The 20,986-nt window shown below is 46.3% G+C and carries 13 protein-coding genes and 1 tRNA gene; 9 read left to right on the forward strand and 5 right to left on the reverse strand.

Features of this window, described 5'->3' with window-relative positions; translation table 11 throughout:
- Positions 1-98 precede the first annotated feature (98 nt).
- Positions 99-1,334, forward strand: a complete 1,236-nt coding sequence (locus tag KQJ23_RS11060) for an RICIN domain-containing protein (RefSeq protein ID WP_216478941.1) — start codon at positions 99-101, stop codon at positions 1,332-1,334.
- A 136-nt stretch (positions 1,335-1,470) separates the two neighbouring features.
- Here the strand turns inward: KQJ23_RS11060 and KQJ23_RS11065 are convergent, their stop codons facing one another.
- Complete coding sequence (locus KQJ23_RS11065; protein ID WP_216478942.1) at positions 1,471-1,830, reverse strand: VOC family protein; 360 nt, start codon at positions 1,828-1,830, stop codon at positions 1,471-1,473.
- 34 nt (positions 1,831-1,864) lie between these two features.
- Positions 1,865-1,941 (reverse strand) — tRNA-Pro (locus KQJ23_RS11070).
- A 232-nt stretch (positions 1,942-2,173) separates the two neighbouring features.
- On the opposite strand from KQJ23_RS11070, the gene KQJ23_RS11075 reads away from it, so the two are divergent.
- Positions 2,174-4,255: an alpha/beta hydrolase fold domain-containing protein gene (locus KQJ23_RS11075; protein ID WP_216478943.1), complete on the forward strand. Its 2,082-nt coding sequence runs from the start codon at positions 2,174-2,176 to the stop codon at positions 4,253-4,255.
- A gap of 132 nt (positions 4,256-4,387) precedes the next feature.
- On the opposite strand, the gene KQJ23_RS11080 is transcribed toward KQJ23_RS11075, so the two are convergent.
- Both KQJ23_RS11080 and KQJ23_RS11085 read right to left on the reverse strand, forming a co-directional pair.
- A complete protein-coding gene (locus KQJ23_RS11080; RefSeq protein ID WP_216478944.1) occupies positions 4,388-5,380 on the reverse strand; it encodes a Gfo/Idh/MocA family protein in 993 nt (330 codons plus the stop codon).
- On the reverse strand, positions 5,377-6,384 hold the full coding sequence (locus KQJ23_RS11085; RefSeq protein WP_216478945.1) for a Gfo/Idh/MocA family protein: 1,008 nt from the start codon (positions 6,382-6,384) through the stop codon (positions 5,377-5,379). The genes KQJ23_RS11080 and KQJ23_RS11085 overlap by 4 nt, the downstream gene beginning before the upstream one ends.
- Before the next feature lie 137 nt (positions 6,385-6,521).
- Between KQJ23_RS11085 and KQJ23_RS11090 the strand changes: the two genes are divergently transcribed.
- The 7 genes from KQJ23_RS11090 (at position 6,522) to KQJ23_RS11120 (ending at position 17,524) form a co-directional block, all read left to right on the forward strand.
- Entirely contained in the window at positions 6,522-7,394 is an 873-nt protein-coding gene (locus KQJ23_RS11090) for an AraC family transcriptional regulator (protein WP_216478946.1), read from the forward strand.
- Positions 7,395-7,432: 38 nt separating this feature from the next.
- Positions 7,433-9,232 (forward strand): sensor histidine kinase, encoded by a 1,800-nt coding sequence (locus KQJ23_RS11095; RefSeq protein WP_216478947.1) that lies wholly within the window; start codon positions 7,433-7,435, stop codon positions 9,230-9,232.
- Positions 9,232-10,758, forward strand: coding sequence for a response regulator transcription factor (locus KQJ23_RS11100; RefSeq protein WP_216478948.1), 1,527 nt, complete (start codon positions 9,232-9,234; stop codon positions 10,756-10,758). Before KQJ23_RS11095 ends, KQJ23_RS11100 begins: the two co-directional genes overlap by 1 nt.
- A 133-nt stretch (positions 10,759-10,891) precedes the next feature.
- Positions 10,892-12,373: an ABC transporter substrate-binding protein gene (locus KQJ23_RS11105; protein WP_216478949.1), complete on the forward strand. Its 1,482-nt coding sequence runs from the start codon at positions 10,892-10,894 to the stop codon at positions 12,371-12,373.
- Between the two features lie 90 nt (positions 12,374-12,463).
- Positions 12,464-13,402, forward strand: coding sequence for an ABC transporter permease (locus KQJ23_RS11110; protein ID WP_216478950.1), 939 nt, complete (start codon positions 12,464-12,466; stop codon positions 13,400-13,402).
- A 78-nt stretch (positions 13,403-13,480) separates the two neighbouring features.
- On the forward strand, positions 13,481-14,341 hold the full coding sequence (locus KQJ23_RS11115; protein WP_216479005.1) for a carbohydrate ABC transporter permease: 861 nt from the start codon (positions 13,481-13,483) through the stop codon (positions 14,339-14,341).
- A gap of 42 nt (positions 14,342-14,383) precedes the next feature.
- Positions 14,384-17,524, forward strand: coding sequence for an alpha-mannosidase (locus KQJ23_RS11120; protein WP_216478951.1), 3,141 nt, complete (start codon positions 14,384-14,386; stop codon positions 17,522-17,524).
- A gap of 1,244 nt (positions 17,525-18,768) precedes the next feature.
- Here the strand turns inward: KQJ23_RS11120 and KQJ23_RS11125 are convergent.
- The gene (locus tag KQJ23_RS11125; protein ID WP_216478952.1) at positions 18,769-20,967 is read right to left on the reverse strand and encodes a GH92 family glycosyl hydrolase; all 2,199 of its coding nucleotides are present in this window, start codon (positions 20,965-20,967) and stop codon (positions 18,769-18,771) included.
- Positions 20,968-20,986 lie beyond the last annotated feature (19 nt).

Raw genomic sequence — 20,986 nt, forward strand, 5'->3', positions numbered from 1 at the left:
GATGAACTATGTGAGGTGATAGAGAGGTTACCCAGGTAGATTTCTGCTTTGATGTATCATTCTATGAAGCTCTCATTTTAAAAATGGAGGGGAAAATGATGCTTAGAAGAGGAAAAGTAGTTGCGCTATTTGTGATCTTTACGTTGATATTGTCGATGATGCCCCCAATGAAGGCAAACGCTGCAACCTGGAACCTGGTCTGGAGTGATGAGTTCAACGGGACTTCTCTGAACACCTCCAACTGGGTTGCCGAAACCGGTACCGGAAGCGGTGGCTGGGGCAACAATGAGCTGCAATACTACACCAATCGTTCGCAGAATCTGCAAGTTACCGGTGGTAATCTCGTCATCACGGCTCTTAAAGAGAATTATGGCGGCATGCAATACACATCCGCCCGCATTAAGACGCAAGGTCTGAAGAGCTTCACTTACGGGAAGATTGAAGCTCGCATCAAGCTGCCTTCCGGTCAAGGGCTTTGGCCTGCCTTCTGGATGCTGGGCGACAATATCAGTTCGGTAGGCTGGCCGAGAAGCGGCGAGATCGACATCATGGAACGGATCAATTATGAATCCAACGTTCATGGTACCGTGCACTGGGATGCAAATGGCTATGCCTCCTTCGGCAGAGCATCGGGAGCTCTCGATTTCAGTCAATATCATGTATACAGCATTGAATGGGATGCGAATTATATCCGCTGGTTCGTAGATGGCGTTCAGTTCAACGAGATTCTTATTCAGAACGGGACCGGTAATACCGAGGAATTTCAGAAGCCTTTTTTCATACTGCTTAATATGGCTGTAGGCGGGAATTGGCCGGGGTCTCCGAACGGTTCAACCCCATTTCCTTCCCAAATGCTTGTTGATTATGTTCGAGTCTATCAACAGTCCAATTCCTCCAGTATTGTCAACAATGGAGTATATACTCTGACCTCCAAGGTCAGCGGTAAAGTGCTGGATGTTCTGGATGTGTCCACCGCTAACGGTGCAAAAATGCAGCAATGGACCAATTATACCGCAGCGAACCAACAATTCAGACTAACTGATACAGGGGATGGCTATTACAAGCTAACGGCTATTCATAGCGGCAAATGCCTTGATGTCCCAAGCGGAGCGAATACGGTAGGACTCCGGCTTCAGCAATGGGATGATAACGGCAGCAATGCCCAGAAGTGGAAGCTGGTAGATATGGGCGGCGGTTATTACAAGCTCGTCAACAAAGCCAGCGGGCTGGTCATGGATGTGTCCAATTCCTCCACGGCTGACGGAGCGGTTGTACAGCAGTGGAATGATAACGGAACGGATGCCCAGAGATGGTTTCTGACTCGTATACAATAAGCAGCATCTAGGCGAGCCCGTTCTCCGCATTTTGCGGAGGACGGGCTTTTAAAGTTATCATTGCTTTAGGAGGAATCAGCCTTGGGGCTGTGGCTTTGGTAGAATGACCATAGGAAGATCAGGCGTAGGAGCGGCTCTAACCGGCAGTAATTTTATTATCTTCCCTCTCCTGAAAAACACTGATTTTGTTGCCGTCGGGGTCAGCAAACCAAAACGAATACGTACCCCACGGCTTTTTTTCGGGTGTTGAGATTACCTCAATATCGGGAATTTCCCGCAACAACCGCCCGTATTCCGCATCGAGATCCACGACCCCGAATGTTAACCAAATATTTTTTTCCTTTGCCACGGTTACGCCGCCCGGATTATAAATAGCGACTTTACCGAATCCGTAATGGCTCCCCTCTACAAACGGTTCCTCTTGCAGAACAACCTTGTAAAATTCCGCGAGACGAGATGCGTTATCGGTCTCGATACATACTCCGCCAAATTTCATGATTTCACCCTTGTCAAAAATTTATCTGTTTTTCTGGTCGAGACGACAGGATTTGAACCTGCGGCCTCTTGCTCCCGAAGCAAGCACTCTACCAAGCTGAGCTACGTCTCGAAGCAACAATCATTGAAATACAACTAAAGTATACTCCTTTCAACGAAGCTGTAAAGCGGGGGTTCCAAATGCGTAGAAATAGACTCCTTATCCATGGATTGCCGCATTGAGGGCTTGCGTATCCCGACCTAAAATGGATATGAATTCAGGATTAAGCTTGGCTATCTATTTTTGGGGAGGGATTAGGAAATTGAAGAGATACTGGCTTTTTCCGGTTGCAATTATTTTAATCATGCTAGCTTGTTGGTTAAGCTTCAACTTGATTCGCCATGGCGGGGCAGGCAACAAAGAGTTACATGAAAACCCGGAATCCCCGGGAATGAAGGCAGCGGAATATGGTTCGGGGACGCTTCCTATCAAAATTTTCACAGATAGCGGGAAAAGCAGCGAGAACTACTTATCTCCATTATATGAAGTGAACGTTCACCAGGATATCGTTTATGCCAGCAAGAAGAACGAGACCGATGCGGCCGAACCCTTGACGTTGGACTTGTATGAGCCGGTCGAAGGCGGCACCGCGCCCAGGCCGGTCTTTATATTCATCCATGGCGGAGGATATAAGGAAGGGGTCAAGGAGGATGCGGGTGAAATCTCGATGGAGCTTGCCCGCAGAGGATATGCGGTTCTTTCCATGAATTACAGACTCAAGTCGGTGCCCTTCGCCAACTTTCAGAAGACTCTGTCTGATGCTTATGAGGATATCATGGATGTGATCACCTGGGTGCGCTTGAATGAGAAGACCTATAGTCTGAATAGCGGACGGATTGCATTAGGCGGAGATTCTGCCGGAGGGTATTTGGCAATCAATTTTGCGAATGAGTATTTGAAGCAGGATCCAAGCTTTGTAAAACCGATCTTTGCGCTGATCGATCTATACGGCGGAACCCTAGAGAGTGAGGCGCATCCGAATCTGCCGCCTGTCCTGATGATCCACGGCACGAATGACGCGATGATTCCTTATGAACAGAGTGTTGTATTGGCTTCGAATCTGGATCGGGCGGGGATTTATAACAATCTGTTCACGATGGAAGGCGTCGGCCATGATTATAAGGATCCTAGGTACTTCAGCGAGATTACCGAGACGACAGCCTATTTCTTATGGAATGTTATGGGGAATCCGGAGCATGAGTGGCTTCCGAAGTATACCGGCATTGTCGCTGCATCCGGGGATCGGATTGATATTTCCTTGCCGGAGAGATATGTTCATCATACTGTCAACAGAGCAATTCGAGTTACATTGCCGGAGGGCTGGGAGCTAGGAGAACAAACAGATCAAGCTGTGCTGAGTCTCCAATTGCCGTCCGGGCTCCAGCGGGGCAACCGGCACGTGCATATTGCTTTGGAGGAATACGGGGAAGAAGGGTTACAGGAATTCGGATTGAGTGTGAATGTCGTGGATCCGATAAGGGTCGGCTATGAAACTTACTTTAGCCGGAATGAACAGTTGATTAAAACCCGTTTGCAGCTTACGAATCAATCGAACCGCGATTACAGAGGCTTAGTACGAATAGAATACTCAACCTATACAAAGAAGGAACAATGTAGCTTTTCAAGAAGAGTAGATCTGCTGGAACCGGGTCAAAGCATCGTTATGGATATTCCGGAGTTAGCAGGGGGAAAGAGGCTTCTCAGCGTATTCGATGCATCCGGCGGCATTATGCAGAAGACAGAGAGCCAGGCTTCGGTGCTGGTTGTACCGAAGCTCAAACAAGAAATCCGGATTGACGGCCGCCTGAAGGATTGGAGCGACGCTTCTGCTGCTGCATTTCAAGTGAATGAACAGCGGATGAAGGATTGGACGGGCATGGAAGATCTCTCCGCCACAGGAACGATCAGCTGGGATCAGAAAAACCTGTATCTGGGGCTGCAGGTAGCCGATGATGTTCACCGTCAGACGGATGAAGGGGGCGAAATCTGGAGAGGAGACGGCGTGCAGATCGGAATTGGTATTGCCAATGACGATGGCAGTGTACCGCAGCAATATCATGAATTCGGGTTGGCAATGCAGGATGAGGCTCATTTGACGAAATGGCGATGGATTGCTCCAAGGGGCTTCGGGGCCGGAGAGCCGGAGAGCTTAGATTTCGCAGTTCGGCGAAGCGAGGATGCCGGAATCACCTTTTATGAAGCCGCCATTCCCTGGACCGAATTGATTCAGGACAGCGAACTTATCCATCCGGGATTGAAATTGAAATTTTCGCTGCTGGTCAATGATAATGATGGAGCAGGACGTAAAGGCTGGCTGGAATATAACAGCGGAATAGGGACGTCCAAGGATGCAAATCTGTTCGGGGATATATTTTTGATGGAATAAAGCCCCTTGTCTTTGGCGGGTTTGCGTGGCTACTGCGCAGAACCCGCCTTTTTTATTTTCTGGGTTCACCTGTCAGAAGAGCGTCGAGCCACCGCTGACCGGCACTATTGCAGATCGTTGAAGCTTTGAAACCTATAGCCGAACGGGCTGGCCTGTTTCAACAGAACGATAACCGGCCAGAGCTACCTCTGTGGAACGAAGACCGTCAACACCGTTGATGGGGACCGGCAAATCTTTTACAAGGGCTTCAATGAAGCCCTTAACGAGCAGATCATCCATTGAATCTCCCCAGAAATGATGTTGTCCCTTTCCGGCCTTATCTATGAACCATTCATTTTTTTGGGCGAGGCTGTCCACAGAGATTGTCCCCGCAGTTCCCACAATTTCCAGAGTAACGTCTCCCCAGGTCGGAAAAGATCTCGGGCGCGACCAGCTAGTATCAATAACGCCAAACACGCCATTATCAAACTTCACATGGATCATCCCGGTATCCTCCACCTTTATCTCCTCATGGAAAATCCGGTTCGCATAGGCATAGACATCCGTGACTCTTGAGTCAGGCAGAAACCAATTCATCAAATCCATAACATGTACAGTATGATCTAGCAATGCACCTCCACCGGAAAGAGAAGGTTCAATAAACCAGCCTCCTGGCATGCTGCCGCGATTCGTACCTTTCATGGAAATGATTTCGCCTATTTCGCCCTTCATTACGGCTTCCCTGGCTCGAACTACGGCGGATAGATAGCGGCAAGGGAAAGCGGTCATTAATTGAACGCCTGCTTCACGGCAGACCGAAATCATCTCTTCCATCTCGGGTACTGACAGCCCCAGGGGTTTCTCGCACATTACATGCTTGCCTGCCTTGGCGGCTTCAATCGTTAGTTGCGCATGATGAATATTCTCCGAACAGATAATTACTGCATCAATATCCGTCTGCAAGAGATCGTGATAATCCTCATAATAGTCAGCTTCCGTCCGCATAAGCGCATCCTCGATCTTGCTTCTTTCAGGATGTGAAATTCCGGTTACTACAGCTTCGGGAATCCGGGATAGCCCTTCTAGATAGGAAAAAGCATGTCCGTGGGCGAAACTGATCATTCCCACCTTAATTTGTTTTTTCATTGGTACGTCTCCCTTCCGAATTCATGGCCAAAATACACAACTTGACCTGTATCCGCGGACTCTCTGGCTGCATTGGCTACGATAAGCGCCCGACGGGCATCTTCGGGTGTAACTGTAGGATTAGAATCCTCTCGAATGCAATGGATGAAATGCTCTAACTCCAGGTAATAGGGAGAGTGAACCGAAGGGCTTTCCGGGATTTCGGCGAAACGATTTCCTTTAGAATCCAAAGCGGCTTTGCGAATGGTAATTGATTTGCTGTTCTCGCTGTCCGCGCGAATAACACCGCCGCTTCCTGCGAACTCTGCGGAGGTACGGAAATTTCCCGGATCACCCCAATGGCCTTCAAGATTAACTACAGCACCGTTATGGAACAATAGGGTAATTAGAGCATAGTCCGAAGCCTCACTGGTGCGGCGAAGGGTATACACCGATTTTGGCTCTCCCAGGGTCCACAAGGCAAAGTCAATATCGTGAATCATCAGATCAACAATGACGCCGCCGCTCTTCTCTTCATCGAAATACCATTCTCGCGCAGCTCCGGGATGAGAGCCGACCCGCTTCAGATGGACAACGCCTACCTTGCCAAGAATTCCCTCATCCACGGCCTTTTTGATTTGAGCGTATTCCGGAAAGAATCGTACTACATGTCCCAGGAAAAGCTTTACGCTATGCTGTTCACATGCCTGAATTGCCTCACGAGCATCTGCTGCCTTCAACGATATCGGCTTTTCGCTTATGACATGCACGCCCAGCTTGGCAGATCTGCAGATATATTCCTTATGCAGATGGCTCGGCAAGGCGAGGCTGACAACTTCCGGCTTTGCTTGAGACATCATATCCTCATAGGATGAAAATGCCCGGGTTCCTGTTCTTGCAGCAAGTTCTTCAGCTAGATGATACTCAATATCGCAGACTCCCACCAATTCCACCCCAGGCATTATTGCATATTCGCCTGCGTGCACTCGTCCCATTCCACCGCATCCGACGACGGCAACTCTCATGTACGCTCACTCCCTATCGAATTTTCTTTATTGAACGAATATCTGATACCAGCATATAATTAAGACTCGTGATGGGCTAGGCCGCTATTAGTCATGTTTATGTGCGATTTTATTCTCTGGCGCAAAGGAGATGCGATATGAATATTTTTCAGGAACCTATACTGTATCAACACCCCCATCTCTGCATCAAAACCTTGGATTTCGTCTGCAATGAGGAGGAAAGCAAGGAGGAATTGTCCTGGCATTACCATAAGGAAATCGAATTTGTAATGGTTATGCAAGGCACCCATGAGATTCGAACCGTTAAGCATAGCTATATGCTATATCCGGGCGATGTAGCCATTGTCGGCTCTTCACAGCTCCATTACGGACGTAAAAAGGGCTCGGGCGAAATGAAATGTTTCGTCCTGCACTTCGATCTGGAGCCTTACTTTGACCCGGCCATGATGAGCTATTATCGCAATTTCTCCGAAATCCATTATCAGCTGGATGAATTGAATGACCTTTTTACGGAGAACCCTTCGTTAAAAATAAAGATATCCGGTATCCTTCATGAAATTCGGCGGGAGATGCAGGATAGATCCAAAGGGTATGAGATCGCAGCTAGCATGCATATCAAACATTTACTGTTATTGCTTCTGCGCGCGGACAAGCGCGGTATTTTGGAGCCTGCCGACTGGGGGGATTCCAATACGTTAAAAAAAATTATCGACTATGTGGACTTGAATTTAACCAGTCCTATCTCTATGGATGAGGTGAGCCGGCTTGCCGGGATGAGTTATTCTTATTTTTCTAAGTTTTTCAAGAAAGCAATGGGAAATTCATTTACTGATTACATTAATTTACGGCGCATGCGCAACGTTGAACGAATGCTGGCAACCAGCAACCAGAGCGTAACTATCCTTGCGGAACAAGCGGGATTTACGAATCCGTCGCATTTCTACAAGCTGTTCAAGCGTCAGAACGGTTGCACGCCAAATGAATATAGGGCCAGGCTGAAAAAGAATTGATATTGCAGTGAACCACCAATGTACAGGGGGAAGCTATATTGCTAAATAACTGGTATCAGACCTTTCTCAAGGACAAGACACTCTCAAAGATAGTCATGATGTACAGCCTGATCGCCATTATCACTGTACTTGTGCTTGCTCAAGCGATTTATAGAAATATGACGGATTCAGCAGTGGAAAGCCAGATGGAAACTCAACGCAGGGCCTTGGAAAGCATCAATGCCTACATGCAGAAAAATTATGACTATCTGGAGCAGATCACGAATGAAATCTACAGCCAATCGGCGCTGGCAGATAACGTTTCTTACTTCCTTATGCATACTTACAACGAATATATAGATTACAGCCTGGATCAAATTACAGGTTCCAGCGCTTCCTATTGGGATGTCACCACCTTCTTCGGACGGAAGATGGATGCGAATCCGGCGATAAAAGAAATCATTCTATATGGCGTTGACAGTCAGCAGCTTTATCATTTTCAGCAAGGCGGCTTGAAGACCTACTATATAAATCCTGAGAGATCTTATGTGCCGGGAGCTATTATAAATGACACAGAGCGAGTATCTACGCCTAATTTGTGGATCAGGAAGCTGATTGGCGGAGAACAGAAGCGAATGTATACCACGCGTATCAACATTACAAATAGGTATAATTTAAAGTCGGTTGGATATCTTCTCGTAAATTATGATTCCGACTATATTGACTCCGTTTTAACCCCTTTTGAGGACAAGCTTAAAGGTAATCTTCTGGTGCTAAGCTCGAAGGGTCAGGTGATTTATGATCAGTCAGGGGAATATTATGACAAACCCTTCCCCTATAGAGAGCAGGTTCTTACACAAAGCGAATTGTCTGCATTGGAAAAGAATTCGTGGGTTAGTGCGATTCAAAGTGATAGCGGTGCCATTGTGCTCAGCATGGTTCCCAAATCAGAAATCACTGCAGGATTGGCGGATACTCGACGGACGATCATCTTTTTGAGCGCCCTTTGTATCTTGGTGATTATTTTAATTCCTTTCGGGTTTGCCATGAACTACACCAAACGAATGCATCAGATTATCCGTTCTATGCGTAGTGTCGAGACAGGAGAATTGTATGTCCGCATTCCTATTAGCCGTAAGGATGAGCTGGGGCTGATCGCCGGCAGCTTCAATCAGATGCTTAATAAACTCACTCACCATATTAACCTTAGCTACAAGGCTGAAGCGGAGCAAAGCCGTGCAGAAATGACAGCCCTTCAGGCCCGGGTTAATCCGCACTTTTTATTTAATACCCTTGAGGTAATTAGAATGAGGGCGGTATCGTTGGGGGTGGCCGAGGTCGGAGACATGGTGTTCAATTTGGCGAATTTGTTCCGTAATCTGGTTCAAGAAGATACGGTTGTAAGCCTTCAGCAGGAGATAGAGAACTGTCGCCTATATCTGGATCTGTTCAAATCCCGTTACCAGGACAGCTTTAGCTATGAGATCCGGCTGGACCCGATCATTGCCGAGTATAAGATTATTAAATTGTCCCTGCAGGTTGTTGTTGAAAACTTCATTGTTCACGGGCTTAGGGATGATGATATCGTGAACCGAATCGAGGTAAGCGCAGAGCAAACAGGCGAGTATGTCCGAATTATGGTCTGTGACAACGGATTGGGAATAGAAGAGGAGAGGCTGGAGCTCATTCGGAACTCCTTGTCGCAACCTAAAGAGGGCAATAATTCCTTCGGACTTCGGAGTGTCTATCAGCGACTGGTTTATTTGTACGGGGATAGCTGCACAATGGAATTGAACAGCAAGGTTGGGGAGGGCACTACCATAACGATCAGCATGCCTTATGTAAAGGAGGAATTGTAGTGTATAAGGTTCTATTGGTGGATGACGAGAAATTCATACTTGATGGATTAAGTAATTTGATTAAATGGGGCGAATTGGGGCTAGAGATCGTTGGCATGGCAAGAGGGGGACGAAAGGCGCTGGAATTTCTCGCCGTCAACGAGGTAGACATTCTGATTACCGATATTTCCATGCCCGGCATGAACGGACTGGAGTTGATCCGCAAGGCCAGACAGGACCATAGCGATCTTAAGGTTATTATTCTGAGCGGGTATAACGAATTTGACTATCTCAAAGAAGGGATGGGCCTGGGGATTGAAAATTATCTGTTGAAGCCGGTCGATGTGTCCGAGCTTATGCATACCCTGGTCACCCTAATAGAGAAGCTTGAAACCTCAAGGCCAAGCTATGATTATACCCATGATATTCACATTATTCGGAATAATACTCTCCATCGCTGGATGACCGGACAGATTGCGGCTTCTGAGTGGAAGGAACGCTGCGGGCTGCTTCAGCTTGGCCGGATCTGCCGATACAGGCTGGCGGCAGTAATTAGAAAAGGAGACTATGCGGACCGGGTCTACGATGAGCTGGTCAAAGCCACGGGTGATAACCACCCGCTGATCTATCGCGATTTTGTTGATGATGTTGCAATCATTTACCAGGCGGACAATAGGGATCAGCTGAGCAACGATGCTCAAAGCCATCTGAGAGAACTGCTTTCAACAGCGGAGCAGGTAGAGGAGAATCAGATTCGTATCGGGCTTGGACAGGTGGAGGAGACCGAAGCCTCCCCATCTCATAGTTATGACGAGGCCAAAAAGGCATTGGAATATTTCCTGTTGTTTCCGGACGAAAGAATCATCCGGTATGAAATGCTTAACCTGTCCAAAGGGATGGTGCGCTGGGGAAGTGATATTCGTTGGGAAAATTATATTCAACTGCTTCATGCCCGCAATACTGCTGAGCTGACAGAGACTATCCAGGAGGATTTTTCGAGATTGCAGCAGCAGGAGGGAATGCTGCCCAGAAGCCTTTGGCGGATTGCCGCCGAAATTACGATTCGGCTCAAGCTGGCTGTACAGGAGGTAAGACCCATAGAACCCGAGTTGTTGGAGAAGTTCTCCGATCATTTGGAGTTTCTTCATAATACCGTTGAATGGGGAGAACTGATGGAAGCCCTTGGACAAATCGCTCAATTATCAGTGGATTTGCTTCAGACGCCTAACTACAGTCCGGTGATCCAGCAAGTCCTGAAGCTGGTAAATGATACTTATACTGAAAATTGGACACTCATGCAGCTGGGAGACCGCTTTCATATTCATCCTGTTTATTTGGGCCAGCTATTTCGTAAAGAGACGGGGGAAAACTTTGCCGGGTATATGAACCGCTACCGGATTGAACAGGCAAAGAGAATGCTTCGCGAGACCAATCTAAAGATTCATCAGGTGGCCCGCGATGTAGGTTATTGGGAGGTTGCTTATTTCAACAGACAGTTTCGAAGATATGTCGGAGTTTCTCCAATGGAGTATAAAACACTGGTTTGAGAGGAAAATTAGTATGTTTCTTTAGTTTGTTTAAGGTATCTTTGCTTTGTCTGATATTGCATTAGGTTGAAATTTGATACCCTGAAAACGTAACCATTAAGCGGTTTCATAATAAAGGGGAGGTTTAAAGAGGATGAAAAAAAGTTCAAGACTGTCTCTGATTCTGGTACTGGTACTGGCATTCACTGCAATCCTGTCTGCCTGCGGCGGAGCCAAAAAGGAGGGGAGTGCCGGGACTGCCGGCAACCAAGAAGCAAAAAAAGATGTAGAGTTGATTTGGTATAACATTGGCACGCCTCAAAAAGATACGGACCTCGTAATGGCTGAAGTGAGTAAATACACTTCAGAAAAAATTGGTGTGACCGTTAAGATGAAGCAGATTGACTTCGGTGACTATACGCAGAAAATGCAGGTGCTGACGCAATCAGGCGAACAGATGGATATTTTGTTCACTGCTTCATGGGGGTTTGACTATGTACAAAATGCAAGAAAGGGAGCCTTCATGGAATTAAATGATCTTCTGGACCAGTATGGACAGGGAATCAAGGACACGCTTGATCCCGCATTTCTGGAAGGCTCCAAGGTAGACGGGAAAAACTATGGCATTCCTGCCAATAAAGAGCTTCCCGCCCAAGATGTTTGGCGTTTTAACAAGCAGTGGCTTGATAAGTACAACTTGGATATTACCGGTGTAAGAAGCATGGAAAGCCTAGAGCCGCTTTTGAAAACAATTAAGGACAACGAGCCTAATGTGGTTCCGTTCATGATTGACAGAAACTTTATTCCGAATCTTCCTTACGATTACATCATTCAGAATCTTCCATTGGCTGTAAAGCTGGATACAACCGATTATAAAATCGTTAACATTCTCGAAACTCCTGAGCTGAAAGAAGCCTTAAAGACGATGCGCAAATATTACCAGGCGGGATATATTGCCTCAGAGGTAGCGACAACAACCGACAATTCGGATTTAACTTTGACCGGCAATTGGTTTATGGATCGTCCTACGACACAACCTTTTGCAGATAATCTGTGGACCGCTTCTCTCGGTTATCCAGTGGTTTCTACACCGGCTACAGATGCCATTATTTACAACTGGTCGGTAATGGGTTCTCTGCAGGCGATATCCGCCAATTCCGAGCATCCGGTAGAAGCCATGAAATTCCTTAATTTGCTCAACACGGATCCATACCTGCGGAATCTTGTGGACTCCGGTATTGAGGGCGTGCACTATGAGAAGATCGGCGACAATGTCGCAAAGAACTTGGATAAGTCTAGAGACTATGATATGCCTACATTTGCAATAGGGAATATTATGCTGACTTACTTGCAAGAAGGAGATCCTGAAGATAAATGGGAAGGATTCCGTGAATTTAACGAGGCCGGAACACCGGCTCCGTTACTGGGCTTCAATTTTGACAGCTCAAATGTATCGGCAGAGCTTGCGGCTCTGACGAATGCTAAGGATCAATTCTGGGCTCCGCTTATGACTGGTTCCGTAGATCCGGACAAATATACGCCAATGGCTATTGAACAACTTAAAGCTGCAGGGTTGGACAACGTCATGGCTGAAGCTCAAAGACAGCTTGATGAGTGGCTCGCGGCACAAAAATAGATAATCAGGTATAGCAAGCCGCCAGACTGGGAGATTTCCCAGTCTGGTTTGCTCCTGAATACATGATGGACCTAGATAGGAGGGAAGGAAATGCATAGAGTCAGTCATTTTTTTAAAGATTTACACAAAAACCTGCCTATTTTGCTTATGGTTTTGCCAGGAGCCATCGGCTTTATATTATTCTCATACTTGCCTATGGGAGGAACACTGCTTTCCTTCAAGCAATACCGATACAACGGCGAGGGGTTTATATCCAGCTTTTTAAGCAGCGATTGGGTGGGACTCAGAAATTTCAAGTTTTTGTTTGGCACGAATGACGCCTATATCATCACGCGCAACACGCTGCTGTATAATGCAGCTTTTATCATACTCGGTACATTTGCCGCTATAGCAATGGCTATCCTGTTATCCGAGATTGTGAACAAACGTCTTTCTAAATTGTACCAGACGGGAATGTTTCTTCCGCATTTCATGTCATACGTTATTGTCGGATTTTTTGTTTATAGCTTTTTGAATATGGATAAAGGGCTGCTTAACAGTATACTGGAACGTTTTGATCTGCAAACCGTTTCCTGGTATACGACTCCTAAATATTGGCCTTATATACTAACCCTCACAAACCTGTGGAAAACGATCGGTTACAGCAGTGTGGTTTATTTGGCGGCGATTACCGGATTCGACCGGTCATTATATGAGGCTGCAATGATTGATGGAGCCAGCAAATGGCGGCAGATCCGCAACATCACCCTGCCTCTTTTAAAACCGCTGATCATCATAATGACGCTTCTAGCCGTCGGAAGAATATTTTATGCGGACTTTGGTTTGTTTTACAACATTCCGCGAGACTCCGGCGCCTTATATCCGGTGACGAATGTCATCGATACTTACGTATATCGCGGCCTGAAAACTACCGGTGAGATGGGAATGACGGCGGCGGCCGGATTATATCAATCCATAGTTGGATTTATCCTGGTTGTTACTTCCAACTACGTCGTTCGCAGAATCGATAAGGACAGCTCATTGTTCTAAAAATAAATTTGGAGAGGAGGATGCTCCTTGGCTGCAAATATTAAAAAATCCCGGGATATCCATAGTCTCTCACCGTTCATGAATATTGTGTTTAATGTGATTGCCGCTATGTTTTCCTTAGTCTGTGTTTTTCCGTTTGCATTTGTTGTGATTCTTTCGTTCACGGATGAGAAAAGCCTTGCTCAACATGGATACCGTCTCATTCCTGAAAAGTGGAGTACCTATGCCTATGAGTATATGTTCCAGAATGGGGCCCAGTTGCTTCAGTCCTATGGAGTTACCATTACGGTTACCGTAGTCGGGACATTGCTCAGCGTGATGATCATTGCCTTGTACGCCTACGGAATTTCCCGATCAAGCTTTAAATATCGCGGCTTTTTTTCATTTTTGGCATTATTCACGATGCTGTTCAACGGTGGGCTCGTGCCCACGTTCATTGTGGTTACGCAGGTGCTTCATTTAAAGGATACGATTTGGGCGCTCATATTACCAATGATGATGAATGCGTTCAACATCATGATTATGCGTACCTTTTTCAAGAGCCTTCCGGATGGAATCATTGAATCGGCAAAAATTGATGGAGCTACCGAGTTTCAGATTTTTCGTAAAGTTGTGCTTCCCCTGTCACTGCCCGGGCTGGCTACGATCGGGTTGTTTTGCACACTGGCTTACTGGAACGACTGGTTTAATGCCCTTCTGTATATAGACAATCCAAATCTGGTTCCACTGCAATCCATGTTGATGCGAATCGAAAGCAGTATGTCATTTATTCTGCAAAATTCAAATACCAGCGGATTGGGGTCCCTTGCCGCCAGCTTACCTCAGGAAACATCCCGGATGGCTATGGTTGTTCTGGCAACAGGTCCTATCGTATTGGCGTATCCGTTTTTCCAGCGCTTTTTCATTCAGGGGCTGACCGTAGGCTCATTGAAAGAATAGCGGGTACGCAGTAACTGCCGTAAGCAGAAATGGAGCGTAGAGATGAACAGAATTGAACGATTGATTCGTCACTTAAGTGAGTTGCAATGGAAGGAATCGCGAACACTGACCGGATGGAAGGTGAAGCGGGGACGGTACATCCTGCCTGGCCAATATGAATGGGATGAGGACATATCAGTTGAGCATGCAGGAGATGCGCTTGATGGAAATGCCGGAACTACGTATTTACTGCACAACCAATTGAATATTCCTTTAGAATGGCCTTCGGAAGAGATTGGACTGCGATTGCAATCTACCGGTGAGGGATTGCTGCGGATCAATGGGCACTCTTATCATGGCCTGGATAGCAATCATTCCTTTGTGTCGATTAATCCGCTTAAAGTAGGATACTTCCTTGAATTGGAAATCGAACTAATGGATCCGCACCCCAATCCGCCAGACTCCCTGAACCAGCAATTTGGCCCGCAACGGCAGCCGATTGCAGCCATAAATGCTCAGCTTGTACAAGTAAACCGGCCGGTCCGAAGTCTGATTTATACGCTTACAGTAGCGGCAGAAGCCGTAGCCCAGCTGCCGGAGCAGAATCTGGAAAAGGGCCGATTGATGAATGCTCTTTACAGGGTCTATGACGTCTTCCAGGATTTGTACGGTAATTGGGGGGAAGCGGGAGTTCCGGAGGCAAAAGAGATTCGGAAGCTTGAGGACGAGCTTCTCTATGCGCTTAACGAGGATTCCGCAGGCAACAAGGCTGGCGTAATGCATATGGTTGCCCAATCCCATATCGATATTGCATGGCTCTGGCCGATAAGAGAAACAGTGCGGAAAGGCAGCCGAACCTTCTCGACAGCGCTTCGCTTAATCGAAGAATTTCCGGAATTTCATTATGCACAGAGTCAGCCGCAATTATATGCCTATGTTAAAGAACATGATCCTGAGCTTTACAGCCGAGTGAAGGAACAGGTTGCCAAGGGACGATGGGAACTGGTAGGAGGGATGTGGGTTGAACCGGATCTGAACATCCCAAGTGGAGAGTCTCTAGTAAGGCAAAATTTATATGGACAGAAATTCTATCTGGAGGAGTTCGGCAAGCGTTCCTTTATTGAGTGGCTGCCGGATACCTTTGGATATTGCGCCTCCTTGCCGCAAATCTTGAAGCTTTCCGGCGTGGAGTTTTTCATGACCAGCAAGCTGAATTGGAGCGATACGAATCACTTTCCGTATGATATTTTTCATTGGGTGGGGATCGACGGAACTTCGATTCTGTCCTATCTTAATCACGGGCTGGGTGAAGATACTCGTCCAAAAGATATTAAGGAGCATTGGGACTTCTTTCGCCAAAAAAACGTCCATAGTGAAGAAATGCTGCTTTATGGCCATGGCGATGGGGGTGGAGGGGCTACCAGGGAAATGGTAGAGTACGTTGCACGTTCTGCCAGCCTTCCTGGATTGCCTGCCAGTAAATTCAGCACGGCCGAGAAGTATTTCCGCGGAATGGAGGCTTCTGCAGATCGTTTTCCTAAATGGTACGGTGACCTGTATCTGGAATATCACCGTGGGACTTATACCACCCAGGCAAGGAACAAGAAAATGAACCGGAAGATGGAGCTGTTATATCGGGAGGCAGAGGTATGGAGCACCCTAGCGGCCAGCTTGGATCGAGAAGATACTGCAACCGAAAAATCCCTGCCGGGATTGGATAAAGGCTGGAAGCTGATTCTGCTGAACCAATTCCATGATATTATTCCAGGCTCGTCGATTTCCGAAGTGTACGAGACTTCTTCCAATGAATACACTGAGATATCTAAAATCGGTAATGAAGTGTTAAGAACCGGGTTGGAGAGCCTCTGCTCGAAAATCAATACCTTGGGAGACGGTATTCCCTATATTGTATTCAACAGTCTTGGCTGGGAACGAAATGCTGTGATTAAGCTTCCGCTGGAAGCAGGAACTGAAGGAATGGCTGTTGACGGACAAGGGAGAAGACTGGAGTCTCAGATTACAGAGGAGGCGGAGGGGCGCTACCTGCTGGTGGTACACCCAGCAGTTCCAGCCTTCGGGTACACGACGATATGGCTTAGGACCAAACCGTTATCGTTGTCTTTGGCAGATAAACCGATTGCTTCACAGCAGCCGGATACGGATCAGCCATTACGATGGGAGACTGATCTGTATTTACTGGAATTTAACAAGTACGGAGAGATTACCCGTTGGCTGGACAAAGAAGAAAACCGCGAGCTGCTGAAAGCGGGAGTGGTAGCGAACGAACTGCAATTTTTCCATGACCTGCCCGTGGAGTGGGATGCGTGGGATCTAGATCATCGTTATGCCGAGCAGTCTGCCGGAAAAGCAAAGCTAGAATCCTTCGGGATCATCGAAGCCGGAAGTGTCAGAGATGTACTGGGTTTGCGCTGGTCTTGGAGCCATTCTGTCATAGAACAGAAAATCATTCTTCAACATGGCCTGCGAAGAGTGGACTTTAAAACCTCTGTCAACTGGCAGGAGAATCATAAATTGTGGAAGGTTGCTTTTCCTGTCGATCTTGTTTCTACAAAAGCCACCTACGAAATTCCGTTTGGTGCTCTGGAACGTTCTACTACCAATAATACGAGTTGGGATCAGGCACAGTATGAAGTTTGCGGGCACCGATGGGCAGATCTGTCCGAAGGCGGCTATGGAGTCAGTCTCCTGAATGATTGCAAATACGGATATGATATCAAGGAGGGAATTCTGAGACTATCGCTGCTGCGTGCGCCCAAATGGCCTGATGAGCATGCGGATTTGGGACATCACGAGTTCACCTATTCGGTATTTCCTCATCGGGGGAACTGGAGGGAGGCGCATGTCGTACGCACCGCAGCCGAATTAAACCAGCCGGTGATCATTGAGCAAGTAGGGACTAAGACAGGACCTCAGTTAAGCGAGGATTCATTCTTACACCTTTCCAGTAACCATGTTGTACTGGACACTATGAAATTGGCGGAGGATGGACAGGGAACCATTCTGCGGTTTTACGAATCATCAGGTGCCCGCGAAGTAATCCGAGTGCAGTGGAAATGCTCAGTCGAAAGGGCCGTGCTAGTTAATTTGATTGAAGAAGAAATTGAAGAAGTACTATTAAATAACGGTGAGATATTCCTTGATTTTCATCCTTATGAGATCAAGACGATTAAGCTGATTCGCTAGACCAAAAAATAAATGGAGCCGAAACGTTCGGCTCCATTTATTTTTATTAATGGCTCCAGCGTTGAACACGCGAAACGTGTGATACAGAATATTCAACCTAGGGTGACGGTTTAATTGTAAAAAATACACCTGATTTCTGAACTTTAGCTCCGAATTTGAAAATAGCTGTATAAAGTACAGTTAGATTCGCAAAAACTCAGTCATTCTGAAAAAAACAGACTTTTAGCTGTAGGTGGTGCACTTAAACCTATGAAATTTAGAAATGACAAGGTTTTAGTTGCACTTTCTACAATTCATCGACAAGGTGATCCAGCCATTAATCCCCGCGATCAGCCGCAACAGATTTAGGGTAGGGCTAGTGTCTTTAGGCGCAGTTTGGCAACAGGGGTTATAGCTGTTCACTGACTCTTACTTCAGATTACAGTATTTTTAAAAGCTATAGAACGAAGTCACTTCGCTAATAATTATCTATAAAAACAGGTTCCATGAACCAGTCTTTAGATCCATAACTGGATTCATGTAGACTTCTTACATCTCTCGTTATGCGATGCTCCAAAAGTAGTTTTCTTAATCGTTGGCTTAAAATTAAAGGGTGGTACACATAACTTCCGTTAGAATCCCATTCATTCAATACATACTCAATTTGTTTGGAGTATGAATAGTCAATAAAAAAACTTAACTTGTTTACTGCTATCATTCTTATTCATCTCCTTGTATATTTATTTAGGAAGAAGCGGAAGCAGTAACTCACCCCTGAATAAATTAATCCTACTACTTTGTATTGTGATTTCTATAAATCCAGATAGATATAAAAACGACCAGAAAAATAAAGGCAATAATTAAAAAAAGAAGTTTAAGAGGATTCTCTATCTCAATAATAAACATAGTGAGAAGAGCAGATAACAGTAATGATACATTTTCGAAAGTGTTTACTTTTGATCTATGCTTTAGTAAGCGAATAATCACTATTGACATAATGGAAAAATAAAGAGCAAGACCTAATACTACTAACCAATCAATAAAAATCACCCCATCTTGATCTATCGAATCTTTTATGAAACACATAGAGGAGCCTAAAATGCAGTAATATAAGTATCTATATTGTAGACGGTTCGTTTATTCCATCATAACCTGATTAATATATTTCCTCCAATGTGTTTGGCGTTTAAGAAACAAAAACAAAAAGACCCCCAAACAAAGAATTTCTCTGCGTTTGGGAGTCTTTTGTATCTACACACATATGTTCAATTCTTAGGTTCTGTGATCGAAAAAGGCAACTCCTCAGGCTTGTAGCTTCGGTAGCTTGGAGCAAGACCGAGCCGGAAATCCAGCGATTTCCCTGCCATGATGTCTTCATGGGTAATGAACAGCTTTTGATACGGTTCGTTATCCAGGTTGACATCAGCTACGAAATTAGACTGCGGATTATTATTGTGAGTCTCAATCTTCATATGCTTGCCGTTAGGCAGCTCGATCTTGACACGATCGAAAAGCGGAATCCCCAATACATATTCATTGCTGCCGGGACATACCGGATAGAAGCCCATGGAGCTGAATACGTACCAACCGGACATACTGCCGTTGTCCTCGTCCCCGGGATATCCGTCAAAGCCGCTGTTGAACAGATTGGCTAGCAGCTGCTTGATGACGACCTGCGAGGAGGCCGGCTGACCCACGTAATTAAACAGATAAGGGATATGGAAGCTCGGCTGATTGGAAATGGCTAACTGCCCATAATCGATGGCCGCCATTTCACTCATCTCATGAATTTCAAAGCCATAACCAAGTACATCAAATTCAGGTTCTTTATTGCACAGCTCGGTGATTTTTTCAAAGAAGCGCTCCTTAGAGCCGTAGGCCTCAATCAGACCCTGGATATCATGGAATACCGCGAAGCTGTTCTGCCAAGCGCTGCCTTCTGCATAATCAAGACCCCAGCTTGTGCTGTTAAAGTCAGGACGAAATTGTCCGGTTGCATCCTTGGCACGCATGAAGCCGGTCTCCGGATCGAAGATGTTCCGGTAATTCAGCGCGCTTTGACGGTAATACTCAGCGGCTTCCCCGTTGCCAAGCATTTCAGCGACTCGGCTGATACAGTAGTCACTATACGCATAGTCCAACGTATGGTTAACACTTTCATGATAATGACTTGGCACATAGCCGTACTTGATATAGTCAAGCGTACCTTGACGCCCATAGCAGTCTTTTTCGCTTTGTGTCTTGGCGGCGGTAAGCATGGCTTCCAGTAATTCAGGCATTAGCTGCCGCCCAATCCCCTTGGCAGCTGCATCAGCTATTACCGCGTCAATAAGCGTTCCCGGCATGAGTCCTCGTTCATCCGGAGACAGCCATTTTGGCAGAAAGCCGGTCTCATGATAACTGTTCAGGAAGCCCTCCAGCATCTCTTCATATTCCTTAGGAGCAATAATGGAATAAAGCGGGTACACGGTTTTATAAGTATCCCAGAAGCCGTTGTTGGTATACAGGAACCCTTTTTTGACGGCTTTGGCGGTAGTATCGTAATGAATCGGCTCCATATTCTCATCCAGCTCATAGAATTTCTGCGGGAACAGGAACATCCGGTACAGGCAGCCATAAAAGGTACGCAAATACTCTTCGTTCGAATGGGAGACTTGGATTTTGTTCAAGTAATGATTCCAGGCCTGTGCGGCTTGGTCCTTCTGCTTATGGAGCGACTGACCTGAATCCCGCTGTAAGTTAAGCTCGGCCTGCTCCAGGCTGATAAATGAAGTAGCAAGCTTGGCCTCCAGGACATCGGTTTCACAGTCATGGAAACGAATAACAACATGTTGATCCACACCGTTCAGGCGGGTTTTATTACAGAGAACGCCTTCAGCATTGTAATACCCGGAGGTGCTTAGATCAATATCTTTATTGAAGCTCATGGATACGTACATGCGGAACCCGTCGTCATGACAACCTGCGAAATTACTGATATAGCCGGTAATTTTACGATTCGCGGCATCGATATGAAATTCGCTGATGTTCTTCACGTTCAGCACGATCCCGGCTTGCTTGCCGGAGTTGTACTTGATGTTCATCGTGGCGCCATAGCAGGTCGGAACGAGCTCGGTAATGATATTGTAACGCTGCTGCTTGACCTTGACATAATGCGGCTTGAAGATCGCTTCTTCAGGCCGGTAAGAGCTTTGGCAAGAGAAGAGGGAGCCTTTAATTTTCTCGTCCGCAATCGGTGTCATTAAGAAATAGGAGAAGTCTCCCATCCATGGACTTGGCTGGTGAGTTAGACGCAAACCCAAAAAGACGCGGTCATGGGGATCAAAGAACCAGCTTCCTTCCTGGTTGGTCTGAACCACAAAATGATTCATGCCAAAGGGAACCGATGTATAGGGCAGTGTGTTACCGTGCGAAAAAGCATGCTTATTGTGGGAGCCTTGTCGTGTATCAATGTAATGCAGCATGCAGAACCTCCTAACATGT

Source organism: Paenibacillus brevis (assembly GCF_018919145.1).
Classification (GTDB): domain Bacteria; phylum Bacillota; class Bacilli; order Paenibacillales; family Paenibacillaceae; genus Fontibacillus; species Fontibacillus brevis.

Coding starts and splice junctions, on each gene's coding strand:
- KQJ23_RS11075 (WP_216478943.1), top strand. CDS start 2,174: ATGCTAGCTTGTTGGTTAAGCTTCAACTTGATTCGCCATGGCGGGGCA.
- KQJ23_RS11085 (WP_216478945.1), bottom strand. CDS start 6,384: ATGAGAGTTGCCGTCGTCGGATGCGGTGGAATGGGACGAGTGCACGCA.
- KQJ23_RS11115 (WP_216479005.1), top strand. CDS start 13,481: ATGAATATTGTGTTTAATGTGATTGCCGCTATGTTTTCCTTAGTCTGT.
- KQJ23_RS11120 (WP_216478951.1), top strand. CDS start 14,384: ATGAACAGAATTGAACGATTGATTCGTCACTTAAGTGAGTTGCAATGG.
- KQJ23_RS11065 (WP_216478942.1), bottom strand. CDS start 1,830: ATGAAATTTGGCGGAGTATGTATCGAGACCGATAACGCATCTCGTCTC.
- KQJ23_RS11090 (WP_216478946.1), top strand. CDS start 6,522: ATGAATATTTTTCAGGAACCTATACTGTATCAACACCCCCATCTCTGC.
- KQJ23_RS11105 (WP_216478949.1), top strand. CDS start 10,892: ATGAAAAAAAGTTCAAGACTGTCTCTGATTCTGGTACTGGTACTGGCA.
- KQJ23_RS11060 (WP_216478941.1), top strand. CDS start 99: ATGCTTAGAAGAGGAAAAGTAGTTGCGCTATTTGTGATCTTTACGTTG.
- KQJ23_RS11110 (WP_216478950.1), top strand. CDS start 12,464: ATGCATAGAGTCAGTCATTTTTTTAAAGATTTACACAAAAACCTGCCT.
- KQJ23_RS11080 (WP_216478944.1), bottom strand. CDS start 5,380: ATGAAAAAACAAATTAAGGTGGGAATGATCAGTTTCGCCCACGGACAT.
- KQJ23_RS11125 (WP_216478952.1), bottom strand. CDS start 20,967: ATGCTGCATTACATTGATACACGACAAGGCTCCCACAATAAGCATGCT.